Genomic DNA, 21,649 nt, shown 5'->3' with positions numbered 1-21,649 from the left:
GCTCTCGAAGGCCGCGCTCAGAACTTCAGCGGCAGGCCCGCGATCGCCTTTCGGCCTTCCTTGCCCAGCCTTTCGCGCACGGCTTCGCGGAGGGTGGCGTAGTGCGTGCGGTTGAAGGCGGCTTTCACCGCGTCGCCCCACAAGGAGACGCCTTTCCTGTGCCACTTGAAGAAGAGGAACTTCTCCTGGCGCTCGCCCATCTCGATCTGGAACGCGCCCGTCACGATGGACAATGTGCCCACCTCGTCCTTCTGTACATCGCTCATCTGGAAGTTGCCGACGCGGCCTTGCGCACCGAAGTGCTCGAAAAGGGTGATGAAGCCATCGTCCTTGGCCATGCCCTGCATGGCCTTGATGGCCGCGAGCAGTACGACTGACTGCGGGCCAGTGACGGCGGCGGCCAGGATTTCCAGCGCCGCCTTGGCCACCTCGATCTCGGATTGATCGACCTTCTGCGCGTTGAGATTGAAGCCGGTCATCACCCAGCCAGTCATCTCAAGCACGCGCACGTATTCCTTGTACCAATCCTGCACGGCCGTATATCGGTCGGCCGCGGCACTCGCGGCGCGTTGCGCGAGCTGCAGGGAGTACAGCACATCCTCCTGCTCTTGCTCGCCGATGTCGGCTGAGAATCCGACGATGCTGCCGGCGTTGATGGCGGCTGAGGGCGCCCCTGCAACACTTTTGGTGCGCTCGATCTCCATGTCGGGCATGTCCAGCGCAGCAACTGCGAGGTGACGGATGGCTTCGATTGACTGGTGGACATACGGACGCAGGCTTAAAGATCGCCAACAAGCTTGCGCGGCGTCGGCGTGGCTAAAAGCTCACACAGGGTGAGGGCTAGTGGCGCACGCTACGCTCGTTACACGCGGAAATCAAGGCGCCGGCCAAGGAAGGAGGCTGGAACCACTTGAACAAGTGGGTCACTTCTGGATGGAAATCAACACACTGTGCAGACGCACGAGCGTATCGTTGGCGTCACCCTTAACATTCCGATTTTTGAGGGTTTCGGACGGACGTACAAGGTCGCCGGCGCTGACGCCCTGATTGAGCAGCGTTCGGCAGAATTGCAAGACATGAGTCATCGCGTTTCCATGGAAGTGGTGCAGGCATACTCAGATGCGCAGGCCGCGATCAAGAATCTCGATGCTTCAGAAGCACTGCTGGCGACCGCGCAGTCGTCTTTAGTTGGTTCTCAGCGAAAATACGAAAAGGGCGCGGCCGACGTGCTTGAGATTTTGAACACGCAGAAAGCTCTGGCGGATGCTCAACAGGAGCGAATCCGATGCATTACTGAGTGGCGATCGGCGAGCCTGCGAGCCATAGCCGCAGCTGGCCGGTTTGGAACATCCGGCCTCAAACACTGAGTGTCTGCGCCGAAGTGGAATGGAGTCAGGGGTATGACCGGTTTCCTCGAATACGTGATTTAGCTGAATATTTCTTTAGCCTTGCACGCTGTCGTGGAGCATCGCCCCGTGCCGCAATTTTTGCGATCGTGTCATGGCTGCAACCATAGTCAGCAGCAATTGAGTCGAAACTGCGGCCTTCGCTAAGAAGCGTAGAACATCGTCGCGATCGACGTTTGTACGCCGATGAAGATCATTCTCCGCTTCCACCCAAGCTCGCTCGCGCAAAAATCCCAGAGCTACCTGAGGCGCCACGAGCGACCCATTGCGTACGATTGGGTGTGACGGGTCTCGGCTCAAGCCGATCAGCTCGGGGAAGATTTCAGGAAACGGACGCCCTGACGCGCACCAAACTATCATGAAGCCCCGCAGGGTCAACAACTCTTTGGCGCCGTTTCTTCTTTTCAGACGCGCAGCCTCTTCGGCCACGTCCCGCCCGGGGGGGCGCTTGTAGGCTTCGATGGCCAGTCGTGCAATGGTCTCAAACGTCGCTGCCACTGCACTTTCGAGCGAATCTCCTAGGATCGGGCGCAAACGACGCAACTGAACAACAAGCGTAGAGACTGCTGCGGTTAGCTCAACGGGCACGCCGTAGACCTTTGCTTCCGGTAAAACCGTCATTCGGTCCTCAAGCTTCACTTCCAAACTCGACTTCAAGGCGCGCTTTGCCTCAGCGCCCCCCGCTAGAGCGGCGAAGCGCGCAACGTACCCTGGGTGAATCGCTGAACCCGCTCTTGCATCCGCGGTGATGAATGTCTTGACCGCATGTCTAGCACAGCGCTTTTTTTGTCGCGCGATGTCTATAGCAATATTCGCAGACCGGCGAGGCAGCTTCGAAGTCAAGCGCTCGGATCCACGCTCCCAGAACGCGCAGCGCATGTCTACATTGTGTCAGCTCGCGATCTGCCCGGGCGACTGCAGTCCTGAACTGTCGTGACACATCTGAGAACCTAGAGATGTGAAGGGCATGGCTTAAGCGTTCGTATCCCTGCGCCATGAGACCGCCATGCCGCGCATCGGCTTCTACTGGCACTGTTAGGGCGATCGGCGCATGGTCTATGTCTAAGAGGGGCCTGCCAATCCAAAAGCATGCTTCTTTGAGTCGATCAGGAACGAGGTTCTTCAGCTTCTCAATCGAACGGTTCGCTTTTCGTAGATCACGTTGAGCCGCTGCGCGAACAATTTGTTCGACTTGCTCAAACCTCAAGCGCGCCACTTGCGTTGCCTTGCCGACATGAAGCGATGGCGGATCGTAGGCCTCAACCCCTGGCCAAAGTCCACAACTGTCCATCGCATCAAGATGGGCGGAATTCTGGGTTCGCGATGCAGCTTCCGCGCGACTCTCAGCGAGATGAAGGTGCCATGCCGCTAGTTGTAAGTTCGGCGCCTCAGCTCGGAATTCGATGATCGCACGCAGTGCCTCATACGGGTCCACAGCGTTAAATCCCTCAAATGTCCCGCTGGTCAAAGCCATGCGATGGAGGTCGTCCTTTGGCTCAATCCATTTATAGGTCACGCGAGGATCCTGCAGCACCGCCGATGCATTCATGCAATTGCCAATACGTCACTCGTAGATCCATTTATGGCCCCGATCAATGAACGCACTTGCTCGGGCATCGGCCTCGGCGCCCGAGTGGAATGAGCCCCTGGTGAATCAAACGGGCGCGAGCGTGCTCCTCATCATCGGAAAACACGTCAAGCCAACCCTCGACTTCGAGTCTTGCCGACGTCGCAATGGAAGATGTGCTCATCAAATTTCAGCGTCGAACGCCGGACCACAGGCCCCAAACGTGGGGATGGCATCCTCTTTGAAGGAGGATGGTTGATGGAAGTGTAAGACTAATGAAAGTGCCTGTTGAGCGGTAGTAGGGCGGGTGATGGACCATGAGCTGCAGTTATGCGGGTATTTTGGCCCCAACTTCTGTTGACCTGTGCGAGATGTCGCACAGGCACGCACACTTCGATTCAGTCCACTTGATGCCAGCTCGGAAAAAACTTACCACCCCACAGTCTGAACAGATCGTATTCGTGCATGGCTCTCCTGCTTGGATCAAAGCCACGTACGAAGGTGACGCAGCGCGGTCCGTGCTTGGAAGAAGTCGCCCCACTCAACGCAATGTGTCGGTCGACAAGGAAACACTCGCGCAACAAGCGGTCGAGGGTCGATTGGAAAACACCTCGCTGCATCTCTTGGAGTGGCTTAGAAATATTGGCACAGTCAAACGGTTCAAGTCCCAGCCATTCACTTTAAAGAAAGAACTCCACGGAATTGATGCGACTCCTGACTTCATGTTTGAAGACTACAGAACTCTTCAATATGTAATGGAAGTCAAACCGCTCTCCCGGCTGACGCCCGCTGAGCAGAATCAGCAAGATCAAGTCGCACGCGTATCCGAGTTGGCTCAGATGAAATTTCTCATATGGACCGATCAATGGCCGCTTACGCGTACAGCATTTCTGAACCTTTGGCATATGCGACGTGCGCAAAAGCTCGGGTATTCCGCGAGCGACATTGCTGAGGTCGCGCAAGCAGTGGACTCAGGCCATAAGACGGTAAAGGACCTGTACGAAGGCGGATTAACTTTCGACGTCATCCACGCCGCTGCATACCGCGGGCGAGTGTTCCTCAACATCTTTCATCCAATCAATGAGCAGAGCTATGTCCACCGAGATACACCCCCTCGCATCATCGACGAACTACTTCAAGGCTGGTGTCGAGCTGATTTGGCTTGGGAACGTCTATCGAGTGCATGAAGTTCGTGACGATGGCGTCGTGCTAACTCGCGAGGATCGCGAAGAGTTGCGTATTGCGCGACAAGATGATTTGAATCTCGCTCTGCTCATTGGCAAGTTGGAGCTTCGAGTAGGACAGGGAGTTGGCCTATCCGATCAGGTCGTGCCGTTTTCAGAAACGGTGTTTAGTCTCAGCGACAAGGCGAAGAGGAGGCTGCTGAGTCTAGTCGACTGGATGCGCGAGCTAGATCAGAATGGTCTTGAGTATCTCAACCCCAAAAGCGAAATGCACCAATTGGCGGTCAAAAATGTCCGGGCCTTATCGGGTGAGAAGCTAGATGAGATGTCGATCTGGACGCTGTACCGCGCGCAGAAAAAAAGTCTTGGCGGCACGGGGCGATCTCCAAGTACTCGCCCCACAGTATCGGTTTCGCGGTCGAGCAACTCAACACGTGGTCTCCGCAGCAACGGGCGAGATCTTGAAAGTGTCCAGGCCACGCTTGGATCCGACGGTGGCAGAGCTGCTCATTGACTCAATTGCGGAGCAGGAAGCTGATGAGACTTCGAGGCTTGTCACCAGCGATATTGCCGGAAGTCTGTGCCAGAAGATCGCATCTGTGAATGTTGAGCGGTCTGCCAGAGATCAACTTGCGATGCCTGCGGACATCACAATCGCGCGCTGGATAAAGAAGACAGTGCCCGCTAGCGAACTGACTCAACGCCGAGTCGGCAAGGACCTCGCTAGGAAGCTTTTTCGAGCCAACGGAGCACGCGTATCTGCGAGACGAATTTTGCAGTTCGTTCAGTTTGATGACGTAGACGTAAGAGTTTTTGCTATTGATCCAGACACCGGCCTTCCCTGGGGAACACCGATGTTCACTTTTGGCGTTGATGAATATTCGCGGGCCGTCATGGGCGCCAATCCAGGGCCAGAGACGCGAACAACCGAAACAGCCGTGTCAACAATCCTTGGCGCAATGCGGAAGAAAAATATGGGGGAGCTGATGTTAAGCAAATGTCAGCGACAGTGGGTTCAGTGCGGACAGTTCGGCCTCGCGATTTTGGACAACGCCGTATACAACACCACCGAGCCGTTCAAATTGGCAATGTTGGACCTCGGTGTCGACTACGCGTATTCCAAGCCACACGAGCCCACGAACAAGTCAGTTGTGGAAGGATTTAATCGAACTTTCAAACATATATTCGCCGCCAGTAAGCCGGGCGCATGCGTGAAGAAAAACAACCGGGACGGACTCGATCCGGCGATGCGAGCAGCAAAGCTGACTCTAGAAGAGCTTGTGCAAGACGCGATGCGGTGGGTTGTGGATGAATATATGCATACGCGAGGTGAGGATGGCCGATCCGCGAGTGAACGTTGGGAAGAGCAGGTTGCTAGCGTAGATTTGAGAGCGCCTCGCATGGATTGCGCGGAGTTTGCTGAATTTATTTTGCCGGGGACGCTCGCGTTTCGCGCATCCGGCGGCCTCGAAAGAAAGCATTTGCGCTACCAAAATGATCGTCTAGAGGATTTACGACGATCGCTTGGGCATAGCCATCGAGTGAACTATCGAGTAAATCCCGAGAATCTGGAGCAGATTTTTGTCGCGGATCCGCTTGCAGAGGAATGGTTTCTTGTCCCCTGTGTAGAAGATCCGAATTATGTTCGCGGCCTCACGGAGCGGCAGCATCAGCTCACTAAGACGTTTGCGCGCGAAGCCAAAGGTCAGTCCCGCCTTGCGATGCAGCAGCTGTCTGCAGCGCGCGACGATATGAGGGATAGCGTCTCGAAACTCGAAACGTCGCGGTTGATCGCTTCACGCCGCCAAGCATTTCTTATCAAGTACGCGTTCCGTGGTCACCCTGCTGCTCGGGACGCCCGATCAGCGGCAGATCGAGTTCAGATAAAGGGAGAGCACCGCCCAGCACACAGCCTTGGCATGCCGGCATGCGAAGTCGCCGATGTACAAGAGATCGTGCAATCCAAGCCGAGCAGACTGAATTTACTTACAAAGGCCATGGATTCAGCAAGGCTGGATGACTCGCCGACGGTTAAAGGTGAATGTGCAAGAAAAAAGTTTTGAGTTAGACCACCGTGCAGATGTAAGTCGCGAGCGTTGGCGTGGTGTTGCGCTTGATCAGCGAATTCGCGCCTTTCAAGACACTTTCATCAAGCACTCAGATCTTGCTGATGCGGAGGCCATGATTGATGCCAAAACTTTCGAGATCGAGCACGCCTATCCGTTTGATGATAACGACTTCGAATATAAGGATACGATCACCTACGGTTCTGCAATTCTCATGATCGGCGAATCTGGGGCAGGCAAAACTACCTTTGCGCACCAATTAATGACGAAATATCCTCGCATTTTTACGCCTAATGTGACGTACTTATCGACGGTGTATATGCGAGTCCCCTCATCCCCGACGGAAAGAGCGATGGGCGTTGCACTCCTTAATGCGATGGGTCATCCCGATACAAAGGGAAATGCCGATGATTTATTAAGGCGCATAACAATACTTATGCGGAAATGCCGAGTTCGCCGGCTTCTCCTCGATGATTTTCAAGACATCCCAGCCACGCGGCGCAAAGGTATCCAGACGATCGGCGATTGGGTGAGAAAGCTAATTGATGCGACTCCCTGTCTTGTGATCGCCATGGGAACGCCTGACGCGCTCGTTGTAAGAGACTCGAACGATCAACTGCAACGCCGTATGCAAGCGACTGTCGAATTACTCCCGTTTGTAGTGACAACCACCGACCCGAAAGTTCGCGGTATTGCATTGAAGCGCTGGTCGAAAATCATGGAGTCCATTGACGAGAAGCTCCCACTCGCCGAAACATCTAATCTTTCTGATAGTGGACTCTCGGTGCGCCTATTATTGGGTTCGAATGCAAGGTTCGGTCACCTTAGCGCGCTTTTAAAGCACGGCATCAAGGTTGCGTTCGAGAGTGGTTCTGAGCAGATTACGGGCGCCCACCTGAGGATTGCATTCAAAAGAACATTTGGGTCTTCCGCTGATAACGGGAATCCGTTTGAAGAAAGCTATGACGGAGAACCATTGACGCAGCCAGGACAGGCGTTTGCCCAAGTAAAGGTTAAGTAGATGCAAGTCGTTTCGACAGAGCAGCTTTTGTTAAGACCGGCTCATCACCCTTGCGAGTCGTGGCCAGGGTATTTGGCACGCTTCGCGGCAGAGAATGAATTGGGAGGTCTAAGGGCGCTCGCTAAAGTCCTTGGTGCATCGCACAGAGCTCTATTGTGCGGAAGATTGCTGGCTAGTGACGGAGCACCTGCTTTTGAGATACCGGATGCCGATCCAAGAAATCTTCGACCGACCAGTGCTGGCCGTTCACAGATCGCCAGGGTGTGCCCAATTTGCTTTACGGAGAAACGGCCGATCTGCATGGCGGCATGGGATCGTCCACTAACTCTGCGATGCTCCTATCATGATTGCATGCTTCTAGACCGCTGCTCCGCATGTGATTCTCAACTGCGCCACGATCGAAGATCATTCGCCGAGTGCGATTGCGGGATGACTTTCGCTAGCATGCCGCGACAGTCTGTTCCGAGATGGGTCAAGGCAATGGAGGCGACATACGCTGAGGCGGTATGTGCTCAAGCGTCTATCAATGACTGCTCTACGGAGCTGGAACGAACTGCTGCTCGCGCACTTCGATTTTTGGCGCCCTTTTGCACGGAGGAAAATGGAAGAGGTGAGCGGGCTGTTTACGACGTGACTGCGATGGTCGTATCTAAGGATTTCCCGGCGATCGAGCGGGCTTTCGCTGAAAGTAGCGTCGGGCTACCAAAGAAATTTCAAGAATGGTTAGCTCAATCAGATCATGTGAAGGCGGGCGCGTTCGTGAGCGGGCGCCAGCTCCGAAAGTTCGTGGCACTGCAAGCCCCCTTGGGCCGACTGCGAGCGGGAAGGCCGACTTCGAACGAAGTTCAGTGGGCAGTTCCTGAGCGATATCAAGGCACGCACGTTCGACTATCGACGCTTGCGCCGATGCTCCGATTACATGGCTCGATCCTTAGTACGCATGGCCCCCAGCTCTTGAAAGACTACGTTACCACTACTTATTGCGAGAGGAAGGGCAAGGACGTGCATCTTGTAGCAACCTCTAAGCTAAAGGAAATTCAAATAGAGTGTACCGGCGCCCTTTCCCATCAAGGGGTAGCTGAGCGACTTGATGTTGCAGAGGAGGTAGTTCGTCGTCTCGTCGGGCGTCAGATGTTGGCAAAGCCGGAGAAGCCGTATCTGAGGAGATTCGTCACGATCAAGTCCTTAAAAAAACTCGAGAGTCAACTTTCCAAAAATGCAATTCTGGATAAAGATCTTCCGGTGGAAGTGCGTTTTTGCTTAAGCGAGTTGGTTAATCAAGTATCAGCTCCCCGGCGCAGGCGAGGAGCAGCAGAGTTCTTGCGTGACATTATGAAGAGCAGATTGCGCGTGTTCGCGGCTAGTGCCGATGCTCAATCATTCCGGGACTACTATGTCGACAGAGGTGATTTCGTTCGCTGGTGCAACGGCGAGCGACTCGCCGACTAAGAGGTCCGTGTGGCAACCATGCTCCTCTTGCGTGACATCCCTCTTGCGGGTGAGTCTCTTTCAAGTTTTAGGCAGCGTGTGTGGGCCCTCAACGCCTATCGCTTATTTCCGGTTTTTTCACCGGAATTGCGGCGCAGCGATCCGGACTTGCAGCGGTCGAGCGATGCTCTTGCGAAAGTTGCTACCAGGGTTGGTACTCCCCAAGCAGAGATTGAAGGCCTCACGCTTTGGGCACACCCGTTGCTGCACGGCTTCTCTGAACATAAGCAGCTGCACCCGCGCTGGATCATTCCACTGAGGTATGGACGCCATCCTTTGGGTACGGGATCAATGGCATGTCCCGAGTGCCTCCGCCAGGATGGCGATGTTTACTTTCGTGCGGTCTGGCGGCTGTCGGTCATGTTGACGTGTCCCCTGCATGGCGCTCGTTTGGTTGAGAGATGTCCCCAATGCGGATTTCCTTCTTGGCCTTATGCAGCTGCGAGCCAGGCGACGCTGTTTACTTCACAGCTCGATATGGATGAGTGTCCGCGATGTCGGTTGCGTCTTCGCGACGTCGTGAGCGACGAAGAGCATTGTCAAAGCTTGATCTCCTGTTCTAAGGACGTTTGGGCGATGGCATCAGTTTCAGGCGTTGAAGCTGAGCGGTCTGACTTCTTGCGCGACCGTCTCTGCGGACTCCGAGGCATTATCAATTTGGCCTTAAGCGCGCGGTCCAAGATGAAGCTCAGGCGAGTAGGAGCTTTCGAAGCGACCTTCGTCGCGCTTGATAAGGCGGGCGCGCATGGCTCAGCATTTGATCGGTTGGATGCCTCGACGCGGCGGTGTGTCGTCGCGGCCGCTTGGCCCCTCCTTGAAGAATGGCCAGAACGCTTTCTAGCGTTTGCGGACGACGCAGGCGTTTCGACAGTCGACTTTTCCGAGCATTGGTGCGAGCTGCCACCGTGGATGCGGTCCGTAGTGGCAACCAAACTCGGACAGCCGGGGCGCTTCGTGACGGATGCTGATGTATTGCGAACGATAGAGCTGCTTCAATCGCAGGGCGGCAAAGTCAACAGGGAAAGTGTCGGTCGCCTTGTCGGCTCACGGCACTCAAGACCTGTTCGTGCACGGCTTTCCAAAAGAAGTGCGGCGACCACGGAGGAATTGCAATCTCTGATTCATGGCTTGGAACGCTTCCTCGACTCGGCGCCTGGTCGACGTGTCACATCGAAGCAGGTTCGTGGCCGAGACGTCAGCGCGGTCTTGATAAGCTTGCTGAGTCAAAGACCACTGAGCGATCTGTCCCGGTGGGTCAAGTCCGACGTCGAACAAGCGGCGAGGACTGCGACGCGGAACGGTTCGAATGACGTTGCGTTTTGCGCGGTGCTCATTAATGCATTAGCACTTGCGACCGCGTTTTATGAGGCTCGGGGCAAGGTTGGTCACGGCGGGCCGTTTTTCCTTCCGTTCCGTGGAGCAGCCCTAGAGAGGGGCGCTCAAAAGGCCCTGAGGGCAGCCATGGTGGGAATCGATTCCCAACTCCTGAGACGTATTGAAGTGTTTTGGATAGAGGCCAAGAAGACTTGCCCTTGCGAGCGAATGTGAGCCCTGCGTGAGTTGTGGAAATCGCTTCCAGACGTTGCAAACATCGGCTCTCACGTTGCGGTGTTCAATGCACGTCGACCCGACATGTCATGTCGCCGGCATCCTGTCGGAAGCCGGCTCCGTGGCTCCCAAGGGCTGCGCCGGTCCAAGGAATGTGATGGAGTGGTATCTGCGCCAAACCCGGCCGATGCGGAGCGCAAATCCACGCGGTCGAGCGCCATCAACGCCAGGTTTGCTGATTTCATCCTGCTGGTCCGCAATATGGCGGCAACAGCTAGCCAAACTCTGGACGACGCCAGCACATCTAGTTACCAAACCCTCCCTCCGAGATCCCCTTCTGCAGGGCGCGGCGATAGGGCAGGCCAATGCATCAGCGGTATCAATCGAGTGTTGTTGACGTCTACGCCAACCATGCACTCAAACTCGCGCAGGACCTGTGGCCGGCTATCCAACTGCTACTTTGACTTCAACGGGCTCGTGATACCCACACGCTCCAGGCGCTCGCTCAACTCTGCGTCGAACGTGCCTATGTCCAAGTTCAATGCCGCCAACCAGCGCCGCAATTCGAAGTAGTCGACTTGCCGTCTACCGTTCTCCACCCTAGACACCTCGCTCTGGAGGAGTCCGGTTCGTTTGGCAAGCTCAACCTGAGTCATCCCGATGTTGGTGCGAAGCTCAAGAAGGATCGCAATGAGTAGCTGATTTTCACGGGCGTATTGCGATCTCTTCGTCATCAGGGCCACTTCGTTTAAGTGCCCTGAACCATCCGTGCTTGACACGAATATGGGAAAAGCTCATATTACTTGGCTTGAGACATCGCACTGTTCTCGTGAACTACGACGGCTCAAGTGGGGTTAGCTGAGGACGGAGAGGACTTTATGACGTAGTGGCCGAAACTCCTTGGTGGATGGGGGCGGCGGCCTCGAGCCCGGTCCTCCTGCAGGCGCTTGCCTTTTACGGAGCCGAGCGCCGTGATGACCGTTGCATTCGGTGACGAGCCTGCCGAATACTCACGATCGCGCTCCTGATCGGCGAGCCTTGAAAAACAGGCTTCGATAGTGAGCGCGTCAAGTCAAAGTCTTGAAAGGCCATCGAGATCATGTCGAAAGTAGAGGGCGAGAGACCCCGAATTCTGTTCGTCGGTGACCCACATGGGGCGTTCGACATCGCCATTGACGCGGTACGTCAACATGCGCCAGAGGCAATTGTGCTGCTCGGAGACGTGCAGCCACGCACGCCTTTGCAACTGGAACTGGCCCCGATTCTTGATCGCACCGACGTCTGGTTCATTCACGGAAATCACGACACTGATTCAGATCAAGACTTCGACAATCTCTTTCTCTCGGAGCTTGCACATCGCAATCTTCATGGCCGAGTCGAAACGATCGCGGGCTATCGGGTTGCTGGGCTAGGTGGCGTTTTCCGGCAGAAAATCTGGGATCCGGCAACGCCGCCTGATCTGGCGCCATTCAGGTCGCGACAAGACTTGCTCAGGCACGCGCAAAGAGGCCGTGCCGCTGCACAGGATGGCTGGAGAGGTGGCTACGCGCGCAAGCACCATTCGAGCATCTTCCCAGACGAAATCGATTCGCTATCTTTGCAGAGCGCGGACATCCTAGTCACGCACGAAGCGCCGGCTGCCCATCCTCGCGGATTCCAAGTGCTGGATGATTTGGCCATTGCGCTTGGCGCCAGACTCCTGGTCCACGGCCACCATCACAAGACCGTCGACTACATACGTGATGGCTTGATGGATGCGTCGGCGCCGTTTGCTGCATACGGTGTGGACATGGGATCGTTTCTGACTTGGCCGCGAATCGCCGACAAAGAGCAAGAGACGCGCTGATGAGACCGCCCCAATGCTTCAGCGATACCTGCTCCTATGCCCTCGACGGTGCTTGGGTCGACGGGGCTCCTTGACTGAGCACATCAACTCAAATGGCGCCGTTCCTTTGGAAAGCAACGGTGAAGGTAGAGGGCGCCTAACCACTCGAACGATAACCAAGCATTGGCACGTGAACAACAATCGCCAACTAGGTCTCCGCGCCACGAATGAGACGAAGGTAGTCCGTCAATATGGGGAATCGACGAGCTTCATGCTCTGCGCCTTCTCGCGCGAAAACCAACCCATTCGGTCAGGGGTACGCCGACCCGATTGGACGCTCTCTATGTCTTTGCGTTGCCATTCACGCTTGAATGCCCAGAGCTCTGCCTCGTCGACCACGCCAATCTCGACGCCGCTGTGCGCGGACCGCTTGGACCCACGTGAGGCAGATGTGTTCTGGGATGACATGGCAAACCTGTCTGTGCATCGTGACACTGCAAATGACACTTTGCAAGCAGGAGGCCGAAGAGTCAGGTCCAAGTCGCCACGGGTTCCGAGCGAGTCGCTTCGGTACGAACGTGTCATGAGGCGGGCCAGTCGGAAAAGGATGACGGTCGCTGTATGGTGCCCTGAGTGGTCTGCTGCGTCATGAGGTCAAGCAATGACTCCGGAGCAAGCGATTTGGAGATCTGGCTCGACAGCGACCTGGGTGCGCTGCAACAGGTGGGCATGCTTGCTCATGATCGCGGCCGCATCCGGTTCCATTACACCGGCTCGTGGCTCGCCGATGCGCATGCCTTTTCCCTCGGCCCTGACCTGCCGCTGAGCGAGCACCTGCTCTTTGCGCCGAGCGAGTCCGGAAACTTCGCCGTGTTCAGAGACATCTGCCCCGACCGTTGGGGGCAGACGCTCATGGCACAGTGGGAGCGGCTTCAATCGCGTGACGAGCGCCGCGGTTCGCGTGAGCTGCTGGCGTGGAACGTCATGTGTGAGGTGCAGGACCTGACGCGCCAAGGTGCGCTGCGGCTTCGCCCGGCGGGTGCAGCGCAGTTCATTGATGCCGGCGCCGTGCCAGCTCCGCCCGCCGCCGAACTGCACAACCTCGCGGCTGCCGCGCAGGAGCTCGATTTGCATCAACTCCTCAAGACTGAGGCATCTCGGCGTGCCCTGACGACCTTGCGCATTCCGGGAGCATCCTTGGGGGGCGCACGGCCGAAGGTCAGTTTCCTGGATGGGGACGACGGATCGCTGTGGATTGCCAAGTTCTCCATGCTGAGTGACAAGCGCGATGTCGGCGCCTGGGAGTTTCTTGTGCACTACCTTGCGAGGCGTGCAGGGATTGAGGTACCGGAGGCCAAATTGCTGTCGCTAGGTAGCGGCTTTCGCACGTTCTGCATCAAGCGCTTTGACCGCACGGGCGGGACACGTCGCTTTACGCCTCCGCGATGACGCTCCTGGGCAAGAAAAGGGGCGACAGCGCGAGCTATCTGGAGATCGCACAGTTCCTCGAGTCACAGGGTATCCAACACATCGGCGAGGACCTCGCGCAGTTGTTTCGTCGGGTTGTTTTCAACGTCGCGGTGGGAAACCGTGACGACCATCTGCGAAACCACGGTTTCCTTCGCGAAAGGAATGCTTGGCGGCTCGCCCCTGCCTTCGATGTGAATCCGGACGTGACAAGGCGACTCATGTCCTGAACCTCGATCACTCGGACAACCGGCCGAACTTGGACACGGTGGTTGGGACCGCAGCGTTCTACGGCTTGACCGCGCCCGCCGCCGCAGCCATTGCGGCTCAAGTGCTCGATGTGGTGCGAGGATGGGAACACGAAGCTGCAATGCTCGGCATTGGGAGGCCAGAAGTTCGGATTACCGCTCCTGCGTTCCGAGCGATCGACGGGAGGGTGTCATGAAGCCGATCGTGCCGTCCGAGGTCCCCACCGGAACCGAACCGTCGGTGATTGCCGCATCCGACAGCCTGCAAGCACCGTACGTATTGAGCGACTACCCCGTGCTTGCAGCTCTCGTGCGTAAACACTCCGAAGCAAGGCGACTTGATGGGCGGGCCATCGTTTCGATCTACAAGACGCACTTGGACAGGATCGATGAACGATTGCTCGTGGATCACGAAAGACAGCTCATGCACGAGCTGGGCGTCGAGATCGAGGTCAGAACCTCGACAGAGCTGCAGGGACGCTTCCCGTACATGTTCCGGTTGGAGGGCGCCGACAATCGGCGTGCCTACCGGATCTTTCACGGTTGGCTTCCGCCCCTTGTAGATACATGCCGCCGAATCGATGCCTTGCTCGGCGCAGACAGGCGCGGCTTCTATTGGACCCGAATGAGCGAGAAGTACGGCGCACCCAGCCTCACTTACATGCTGCAGGGCAGGTCTCGCGTCGCCCTAGATGACGACCTGCCGTCAAGTGTGACGCGTACGGTGTGCGAATCGAAAGAGAACCATGACGCGGTTGCTCTTCAGATCAATGAGGTCATCCGCCAGGTCGAGGCAAAGCTCCGGTCTACCTGCATCGTCTGCGGGGCAACGTCCGAAATCAACAACGACCAAGGTCCTTGGGCATCGCTATGCGCCGAGCACCGTGCCGACACCTTCAAGGAGGGTCACAAGGACTGGAAGGGAGCGACCATTTGGACCTCTGCCAGAGCAGGAGAGTGGAATGAATAGACCTGCTCCGATGGCTTCCTACCGTCCGGCCGCGCGATGTCGCCGAGCGCTGCTGAACGTGAGACACCCAGCGCCATGAGGTTGCTCATCTTGTCGGACCTTCATCTTGAGTTCGGAGCCTTCGCAGTGCCTGAAGTCAAGTTCGATGCGGTCGTCCTTGCGGGGGACATCGCCGTCCCGGCGGTGAAGACGGTTCACTGGGCACGCCGCGGCACCAACTTCGGAGTGAGCTTGCCTGTCATCTATGTGCCAGGCAATCACGAGTTCTACGGAGATGTGGTGTCCAGCGGGCTGGTCAACCTTCGGCAGGCTTCAGAAGGCACCAACGTCCGCGCTTTGGATTGCAGCGAGGCTGTGGTTTGCGGAGTGCGCTTCCTGGGCTGCACGCTGTGGACGGACTTCGGCGTGCGCATAGAAGCCGAAGACGGGCTTCGTTCGGATCCATGGCGGGCAGCATCTGAGTCTGGAAGAGTTATTTCCGATTACCGGGCCATTAGGGTTCGTGAAGGCCAAGAGGTGTCTGGGATGCGAAAACGTGGGCGGTCGTTGAAGCGACTCATGACGCCGGAAGACACGCTGTCCTTGCACGAGGTCCACCGCGCGTGGCTCGCAACAAAGCTCAAAGAGCCGTTCGCTGGCCAAACGGTTGTGGTGACTCACCATGCGCCGCATCGCAATTCGCTGGCCCCTATGTACGCGACAGATTGGGTGTCGGGGGCTTATGTGAGCGAGCTTCCCGAAGAGTTCTTCAAAGTGCCCGTGCTCTGGGTGCATGGCCATACACACACGAGCTTCGACTATACGGTTGGGAACTGTCGTGTGATTTGCAACCCTCGTGGCTACATGCTCGGCTCAAGAAGGGCAGTTCCCGAGAACGATGACTTCAACCACGGGCTTGTCGTAGAGCTTCCAACCAAATCGGCGGACCACCGATGAAGCTGCGGATTCTTTCTAACCTTCCTGCTGAGCTCGAGATGTCCAGACCCTTGGAAGGCCTGAACGCTCGAACGCCTTTGGAGCTTCAACATGAGTGACTCTGAAGAGAAGTCGACGTTCCACCTCGAACACGAGAGGCAAGGCTGTGCAGCAATCTTGGAGGAGAACAACTGGCTGTCGGCCGATGAACTCGGGCGCAGGATTGCCGTGCCTGCTGCGAATCCGCAGGCTGTAACCAACCAGTGGCTGTATGAGCACTGCATCTTCAGCATTTCTGTTGAAGAGGGCCGTTGTTCCCTCCGTACGGCTTCGACGAGCATTGGCAGCCGCTTCGGCCACCCGCTCGGTTGATGCGCCGATGAAACTGCTGGTCCTTTCAGATCTGCATCTCGAGTTCGAGCAGTTCGAGCTTGATGGCAAGGTCGAGTTCGACGTTGTCATCCTCGCCGGCGATATTCATTCACCCGGTCGCCATGCGATTGCGTGGGCTGCCGAATGCTTTCCCGGAAAGCCGGTTGTCCTAGTCGCGGGCAATCACGAGTACTTCGGCTCCGTGATGCATGAGGAACTCGCGGAGATTCGTCGCCAAGCCAAAGTCGTGGGCGTCGGCTTCCTGGACTGCGACGAAATCGTGATCGACGGTGTCCGATTCCTGGGGTGCACCTTGTGGACGGATTTCGCGCTCCGCATCGACGATCCAGGCTTTCCCGGGCGACCGATGCGCATGTTGTCGGATCGCCACCGGGCGATGGCCGAGAGCGCTCGCTTCCTCCCAGACTATGCCGAGATCTGCGTCACCGATCCGAAGGCGTGTACCTGGATGTCCAGCCTGCACGGAGCGCGGCGCCTGACTCCGATGGACACGCTTCTGCTCCACAGACGCCAACGCGCTTGGCTGCGCAGGAAGCTAGGTGAGCCATTCAGCGGCCCGACGGTGGTCGTCACTCACCATGCGCCTCATCGACTCTCTCTCGCACCGAAGCATGCTCAGGAGTGGTCTTCTGGCGGATACGTCAACGAGATGCTGCCGACGCTCTTCGAGGTTCCCGCCCTCTGGATCCACGGCCATACACACCAGAGCTTCGACTATTACGTGGACCGATGCCGTGTTGTCAGCAATCCCCGTGGCTACGTGAACTGGCACGGGGACGCTGAGAACGGCGCATTCAACCCAGGCCTTGTGATTGACGTGCCGCAAGAAGGAGACGGCTATGCACGATGACATTCCTCCGCATCCGTGCTTTGGCTGGCAGGTCATCGAACTGGCGGGGGGAACTCGCCACTTGATCTGCTGCGAGAACGTGTCCGCCGAAATCGTGAGATGGAACTACCCCGAGGCTGCATGCCTGACGGCGGACGGCAAGGTGTATCTGCTCGAGGGCCAGCCTGGCGCAGGGGCCGAAGACCGGTTCGTGCTGCCCAACTGGCTGAAGTGGCGCGCCATCACGCAGTGGAGAGATGTGTCGACCGATGTACTGGCGGCCATCGATGTGGTGCGCCGGCCGCGGCCATACCTGCATGAGGAATACGGCCGGAACCCGAACTATCCAAGGTTTTGATGGGCCCTGTGGTACATCGATCGACTTATGTAGGGGGCCACAGGCAAATCGAGCCGCTGCTCCTATTCGCGGTGCCGGCCCTTAAGGGCATTCTTGGGGCGGTAACTCAGCTGAACAATGGTAGCCCTGACGCGTTTAACGGAATAGATGTACAGCTCGACCGCTCGAATCCTGTCTTCGTATAAATACTTGAACTACCTCCTAGTAGTTCAAGTATTCGTCCGCACCCCCTACTGGGTTTACTAGCTCAATTTTCGGCGGTAACCAACACACAACTCCCTACTCGGTGCGTTGGATGTAAGTGACCTCATCTGTGGAACCTTCAAGGCGGCCAACGATTGACTTCTTTGTGATGAAGCATCTAACGCAACCGACCCGAGAGCGCCCGGCACTGGAAGCAAGGCAGCACAGTGATGTGCCGGCTGGCGGCGCTGCGGTGCCTTCGCAACGAGGTCGGGGCAAGTGCCGCCAGTGGGCCGCCCAAGCTGCCTCGGTTCGGCGCGGAATTGGCAAGGGCACAGGCGTGGTCTACAAGCGGACGCCGCTGGAAGACTTTGCTGAAGCTATCACGCGGCTGGCTGATGATGACGGGCACCCCCCGGCCGCAGCGGGCTGTAAGTCTGTCGGAGCGAACTATGCCGCAAGCAAGTCCTGCTCAGTCTTCCCCGATTCAAGAGCGGTCTTGAACCACGCCGGCCGCGGGCCGCGTCCACCCCAGGTGTTGCCATGCTCGTCTTTGAACTTGGCAACTGCAGGCTGCTTCACTTTCGATGACTGCGGCGCGGCTCCATTGGCCTTGCGCTTGCGGTTGCCTGGGGCGTGCGTCCCAGAATCTGTCGGGAAAGTAAAGTCCTTGGCAGTGAATCCGTATACAGAAATTGCTTCTTGAATTCGAGCAAGTACTCCATCAGCTTCTTTCTTGCGGAGCCGATCGGCCTGCGCCTGGAGGTCTTTGATCTGCTGCTGAATCTGTGTGTAAGTCTTTGCCATGAAATATTGACTCCATTGATGACTGAAATTAATAAGCATACCTTTAGTTGACTTTGATTGATGCAAGAGTCTGGCTTGCACAGCGCGAGTGGCCACGGGCGCTACGCCATCCAGCTTGAGGATCAAACGTTGCCTATGCGATGTCGTCATCTGGACGGCAAGACACTTGTTGCCGAAATCGAAATGATCGGCAAGATTAAGGCAGCGGTGGACGCAGGCCGATCGGCCGATGCACTGATCGTCGCGCACACTGACGCGGTCGTGGTCGAGGGGCTGTCCGCGGCACTTGATCGGGGAGGTGCCCCTTCCGAAGCTGGTGCAGACATCCTGTTCGTCGAGGCACTGTGGGGTGCAGACGATATGAGTGCGACGTTTGCGACGCTCGGTGGAAGGCTAATGTTGGAAAACACGGTTGAGGGCGAAAAGACTCTGGTGTTGCCCGCCGCACAGCTTCAGAAGATCGGATACAGCGTTGTAATCTATCCGGGGCGCGTTGACGCGCGGGCCCCGCGGACGACCAGGAACGAGGATTTGCTCGCGCGACTATGACTATGATCGGCGCGCGCTTCCCCTGAGGTGTTGCCCGGCCCCGCCGGCCACCATTCCGGAAGCAATGGAACTCATGATGTTGAAGGTGCAGTCCTGGGCCGTTGACGGCAAGTCCCTCCGCACTCGTGCGCGCCAAGGCGGGCGAGTTGCATTGAAAGGCTTCGAATACCAAGCATCGCATGCTGTGCACTTTGTCGCTCGACTCCTTCTCTGCGAGGAAGGGCTTGTCCAAGTGCGTTACGAGGGTGCCCAGGACATCGACGCGATGTACGGCGACGGACGACAGGTTTTCATTCAGTTCAAGGACACGCCAGAGAAGGAATACGACTTTGAAGGTGTCAGGGAGATCCTGCATGGCTTCATGTGCGATGCGATCGACGCCTGCGGCGAACCGCCTGATGTTAGCCGTCTAAAGACGCTGCAACTCAAGTTCCTTCTGATCTCGAGCGGCGTAGTAACGGGTAAGGAGATGCTTCGCCTGATCCGCGGGTCGTATAGCAAAACCCTTGCTAAGAAGCTAGTCAAAGACTTCAAGTACCTCGCGAATCCGGTGGTCAAGCAGGAGGAAACGGTGGAGTTCGCCGAGTATGTCTTCCGGAACACGAGCGTGCTGTTGAGCCCTCAACTGAAGGGCCAACAACATGAGCAGGAGATGCTCGCATTCGCCAAGCTTGCAATATTCGGCGTCCCTCCGGCCCACATTCGGGATTCCCTGAACAACCTCAAGGGGCTGCTGACGCCTCCGCGCAACTTATTCGCACGCGATGCGGCGCTTGCGCTCAAGGGGCTCCCAGACTTTCATCCGGCCAGTGGCCGCTCGCCGGTCAGCCTTCTTCCCAGCGAGGAGACCTTTCACGATGTCGCAGCAGTAGAGCGCGAGTTCCGAGATAGTGGGCGCGTGTCATGGGCGGCGATCCACTACGGTCTAGACGCGCTTCGTGATCGCTGCCAAGAGATTCATAGTGCGCTCATCGCCATGGGTAGGCGCGCGGCGGTGGTCCTTGTGACTGGCAGTTCAGCTTCCGGAAAATCCACCGTGGTCAGACGCGTTGCGTGGGACATCCATCGGACTGGCAAAGCGCTCGTCTTCGAGGTCATCGACCCTCAGAATCTCAACCTAGAAGCGTGGAGCGAGGTCGTCCGCCTCGGAGAGATTGCTTGCAAACCGACGATCATCGTATGCGATGAATTGGATGCTGAGTCTGGAATTCTCGAGCAGATGCGGCGTCAGCCCTCCGCCAAAGTGACTGTACTGGCCAGCGCCAAGGACGAGCACATTATTCCAAAGCCCTTTCCGGTCCACATCTCCCCGTACAGGCTGGACTCGGTGTCAGAGCCGGAGTTCAACCGGCTCATGCATGAGATTCAGCAGCCTGTCAGAAACGAAAATACTGCCAAGTTCTCCACCTTCATGCGGGCTGGAGACATATTTGCCCTCTCTCTCTTGCTCCGCGGATCCAGCCTAGACAAGATCGCCGACCGCACGCTGGCGCGAGTCGATGAGTTAGTTCCTGAGCTACGCTCGGCGTTCCTGTGCCTGTGCGCCTGCGGCATTCGCGATCAAGGCGTTCCGAGACGGCTTCTGAAGCGCATGTTTGCGAAACCTGAGCAGTGGGCGCGCGCCCTGGCGGAAGGCCTGATATTCGGCGAGGTCGGCGACCGGTTTCGGTCGGGACACGCAAGGCTCGCTATTGCGATCCTGCGCCGGACGAGTGCCAACGTGGTTGACCTAAAGATGCAGCTCCTGCAGCAAGTGGACATTGCTGACGCGCGAGAGCGGCGCTTCGGGTTGGGCCTTCTTAAGAACGGCCTCCACGAGCAGACGACTGAGTTGACTTCTTTTTGGGTGCAGATTGCCTCTTTCGCGGAGTCCCTTGCGAGCGTAGGCGATTACCTCGATCTCGCACGGGGATTGGAAGTGCTCGATGCCTTGATTGAAGCCGGAGTAACCCAGCTAGGCGGCGCGCACGCAAAGCTGATCGCTGAGATGGGGCCAGACCGTGTGCGCACTGGGCACGACGCTGTGCGCTTCATGAATCAAACCGACGACTACCTAGCGGCGTTCCCGGTTGTGGCACGTGTCTTTGCGCAGACTAGCATCAGCTTCGGACGAAACACTTTCATGCGATGGGTGATAGACAAGGGCCGAGGCCACGTAGCGCAGCAACGGGAGGCCGTCGCGGTCAACTTGCGCTGGGCGCGTACCGCTGGCTTCCCTCTATCCGAGACAACCAAGTTGGTCACATGCATCGCACACGGCAATCCGGGCTTGCCGGTAGATGCGCAAGCCGAATTCGCAGAGGTCCTGAAGATCATCGTTGACGCGATGCCATTGCCTCCTTCAGACACAGCGACTTGGGAGCTCCTCTTCGCGGTCTGCGAAGCGATCGGCGATCGGATACGGGAGGAGGCCTTGGTCAGTCGATTGTTGGACCGCTTGGAACAGCATTTCGATGTGATACAGCTTGCCGCCCATCCAGAACTGATGCGACGCCTTGCTACCACCGCTCGCCTAGCCGGCGGCGACGCGGGCACGAAGCGGGTGCTCCGGCTCCTCGTATCCTCGATACCTGGCGTAGCCTCTACTCATATGCTCAAGGTCTACCTAGCGCTGCTGCGGCTCGTGCCAGACGTCGATAAGGTCGCGGTTCTGGCCTGGCAGGATCGCCTCAGTAACGCCAATCCAGCGCAAGCCGCCGCGACGGCCCACGAATTCGTGAGGGCTCTTCCGGCTCACCTGCAGCCGGTATCTTGATCGCCGGCTGACCGAGCGCATGTGGCGTTAGTCTCGGTGTAGATGGTCGCTACGGGTGAAGCTGTGTGCG

22 protein-coding genes are annotated in these 21,649 nt (G+C 57.3%); 17 read left to right on the top strand and 5 right to left on the bottom strand.

The genetic code is table 11. The features are described from left to right. Window positions 1-17: 17 nt before the first annotated feature. Window positions 18-704 (bottom strand): hypothetical protein, encoded by a 687-nt coding sequence (locus BMG07_RS09845; RefSeq protein WP_198084410.1) that lies wholly within the window; start codon window positions 702-704, stop codon window positions 18-20. A 246-nt stretch (window positions 705-950) separates the two neighbouring features. Between BMG07_RS09845 and BMG07_RS09840 the strand changes: the two genes are divergently transcribed. Further along, window positions 951-1,367, top strand: coding sequence for a TolC family protein (locus BMG07_RS09840; RefSeq protein ID WP_307866921.1), 417 nt, complete (start codon window positions 951-953; stop codon window positions 1,365-1,367). 75 nt (window positions 1,368-1,442) lie between these two features. On the opposite strand, the gene BMG07_RS09835 is transcribed toward BMG07_RS09840, so the two are convergent. Together BMG07_RS09835 and BMG07_RS09830 are read right to left on the bottom strand one after the other, a co-directional pair. Then, window positions 1,443-2,063, bottom strand: a complete 621-nt coding sequence (locus tag BMG07_RS09835; RefSeq protein ID WP_198084409.1) for a hypothetical protein — start codon at window positions 2,061-2,063, stop codon at window positions 1,443-1,445. 112 nt (window positions 2,064-2,175) lie between these two features. Continuing rightward, window positions 2,176-2,955: a hypothetical protein gene (locus tag BMG07_RS09830; protein WP_198084408.1), complete on the bottom strand. Its 780-nt coding sequence runs from the start codon at window positions 2,953-2,955 to the stop codon at window positions 2,176-2,178. A gap of 479 nt (window positions 2,956-3,434) precedes the next feature. On the opposite strand from BMG07_RS09830, the gene BMG07_RS09825 reads away from it, so the two are divergent. From BMG07_RS09825 to BMG07_RS09800, 6 genes are all read left to right on the top strand, one after another. Then, a complete protein-coding gene (locus BMG07_RS09825; RefSeq protein ID WP_198084407.1) occupies window positions 3,435-4,160 on the top strand; it encodes a hypothetical protein in 726 nt (241 codons plus the stop codon). After that, complete coding sequence (locus BMG07_RS09820; protein WP_198084406.1) at window positions 4,153-4,671, top strand: hypothetical protein; 519 nt, start codon at window positions 4,153-4,155, stop codon at window positions 4,669-4,671. The genes BMG07_RS09825 and BMG07_RS09820 overlap by 8 nt, the downstream gene beginning before the upstream one ends. Further along, a complete protein-coding gene (locus BMG07_RS09815; protein ID WP_198084405.1) occupies window positions 4,652-6,220 on the top strand; it encodes a hypothetical protein in 1,569 nt (522 codons plus the stop codon). Before BMG07_RS09820 ends, BMG07_RS09815 begins: the two co-directional genes overlap by 20 nt. Then, window positions 6,195-7,244 (top strand): TniB family NTP-binding protein, encoded by a 1,050-nt coding sequence (locus tag BMG07_RS09810; RefSeq protein WP_198084404.1) that lies wholly within the window; start codon window positions 6,195-6,197, stop codon window positions 7,242-7,244. Before BMG07_RS09815 ends, BMG07_RS09810 begins: the two co-directional genes overlap by 26 nt. Before the next feature lie 630 nt (window positions 7,245-7,874). Further along, window positions 7,875-8,693 (top strand): hypothetical protein, encoded by an 819-nt coding sequence (locus BMG07_RS09805; RefSeq protein ID WP_198084403.1) that lies wholly within the window; start codon window positions 7,875-7,877, stop codon window positions 8,691-8,693. Between the two features lie 18 nt (window positions 8,694-8,711). Continuing rightward, window positions 8,712-10,280, top strand: a complete 1,569-nt coding sequence (locus BMG07_RS09800) for a TniQ family protein (RefSeq protein ID WP_269758818.1) — start codon at window positions 8,712-8,714, stop codon at window positions 10,278-10,280. 455 nt (window positions 10,281-10,735) lie between these two features. On the opposite strand, the gene BMG07_RS09795 is transcribed toward BMG07_RS09800, so the two are convergent. After that, the gene (locus BMG07_RS09795) at window positions 10,736-11,014 is read right to left on the bottom strand and encodes a helix-turn-helix domain-containing protein (RefSeq protein WP_198084401.1); all 279 of its coding nucleotides are present in this window, start codon (window positions 11,012-11,014) and stop codon (window positions 10,736-10,738) included. Window positions 11,015-11,379: 365 nt separating this feature from the next. On the opposite strand from BMG07_RS09795, the gene BMG07_RS09790 reads away from it, so the two are divergent. The 8 genes from BMG07_RS09790 to BMG07_RS09755 all read left to right on the top strand — a co-directional run bounded on the left by BMG07_RS09790 (window position 11,380) and on the right by BMG07_RS09755 (window position 17,285). Further along, window positions 11,380-12,126, top strand: coding sequence for a metallophosphoesterase (locus BMG07_RS09790; protein ID WP_269758815.1), 747 nt, complete (start codon window positions 11,380-11,382; stop codon window positions 12,124-12,126). Window positions 12,127-12,786: 660 nt separating this feature from the next. Continuing rightward, window positions 12,787-13,554 carry a type II toxin-antitoxin system HipA family toxin gene (locus BMG07_RS09785; protein WP_198084400.1) on the top strand — a complete coding sequence of 256 codons (768 nt, stop codon included), beginning with the start codon at window positions 12,787-12,789 and terminating at the stop codon, window positions 13,552-13,554. Beyond that, the gene (locus BMG07_RS09780; protein ID WP_198084399.1) at window positions 13,551-13,802 is read left to right on the top strand and encodes a HipA domain-containing protein; all 252 of its coding nucleotides are present in this window, start codon (window positions 13,551-13,553) and stop codon (window positions 13,800-13,802) included. Before BMG07_RS09785 ends, BMG07_RS09780 begins: the two co-directional genes overlap by 4 nt. Window positions 13,803-14,013: 211 nt before the next feature. Further along, window positions 14,014-14,790, top strand: coding sequence for a hypothetical protein (locus BMG07_RS09775; RefSeq protein WP_198084398.1), 777 nt, complete (start codon window positions 14,014-14,016; stop codon window positions 14,788-14,790). A gap of 75 nt (window positions 14,791-14,865) precedes the next feature. Next, on the top strand, window positions 14,866-15,726 hold the full coding sequence (locus BMG07_RS09770; RefSeq protein WP_198084397.1) for a metallophosphoesterase: 861 nt from the start codon (window positions 14,866-14,868) through the stop codon (window positions 15,724-15,726). A 90-nt stretch (window positions 15,727-15,816) separates the two neighbouring features. Beyond that, entirely contained in the window at window positions 15,817-16,077 is a 261-nt protein-coding gene (locus BMG07_RS09765; RefSeq protein WP_198084396.1) for a hypothetical protein, read from the top strand. Between the two features lie 7 nt (window positions 16,078-16,084). Then, window positions 16,085-16,948 (top strand): metallophosphoesterase, encoded by an 864-nt coding sequence (locus tag BMG07_RS09760; RefSeq protein ID WP_198084395.1) that lies wholly within the window; start codon window positions 16,085-16,087, stop codon window positions 16,946-16,948. After that, entirely contained in the window at window positions 16,938-17,285 is a 348-nt protein-coding gene (locus tag BMG07_RS09755; RefSeq protein WP_198084394.1) for a hypothetical protein, read from the top strand. The genes BMG07_RS09760 and BMG07_RS09755 overlap by 11 nt, the downstream gene beginning before the upstream one ends. Window positions 17,286-17,918: 633 nt before the next feature. Here BMG07_RS09755 and BMG07_RS09750 read toward each other — a convergent pair. Beyond that, window positions 17,919-18,275: an H-NS family nucleoid-associated regulatory protein gene (locus BMG07_RS09750; protein ID WP_198084393.1), complete on the bottom strand. Its 357-nt coding sequence runs from the start codon at window positions 18,273-18,275 to the stop codon at window positions 17,919-17,921. 75 nt (window positions 18,276-18,350) lie between these two features. On the opposite strand from BMG07_RS09750, the gene BMG07_RS09745 reads away from it, so the two are divergent. Together BMG07_RS09745 and BMG07_RS09740 are read left to right on the top strand one after the other, a co-directional pair. Continuing rightward, on the top strand, window positions 18,351-18,824 hold the full coding sequence (locus BMG07_RS09745) for an isocitrate lyase/phosphoenolpyruvate mutase family protein (protein WP_269758813.1): 474 nt from the start codon (window positions 18,351-18,353) through the stop codon (window positions 18,822-18,824). Window positions 18,825-18,888: 64 nt separating this feature from the next. Continuing rightward, a complete protein-coding gene (locus BMG07_RS09740; protein ID WP_198084391.1) occupies window positions 18,889-21,579 on the top strand; it encodes an ABC transporter ATP-binding protein in 2,691 nt (896 codons plus the stop codon). The last annotated feature ends 70 nt before the right edge of the window (window positions 21,580-21,649 follow it).

This window comes from Variovorax sp. E3, assembly GCF_016082275.1.
GTDB lineage: Bacteria > Pseudomonadota > Gammaproteobacteria > Burkholderiales > Burkholderiaceae_C > Variovorax.
This window is presented reverse-complemented; position numbering and strand designations above follow the sequence as displayed.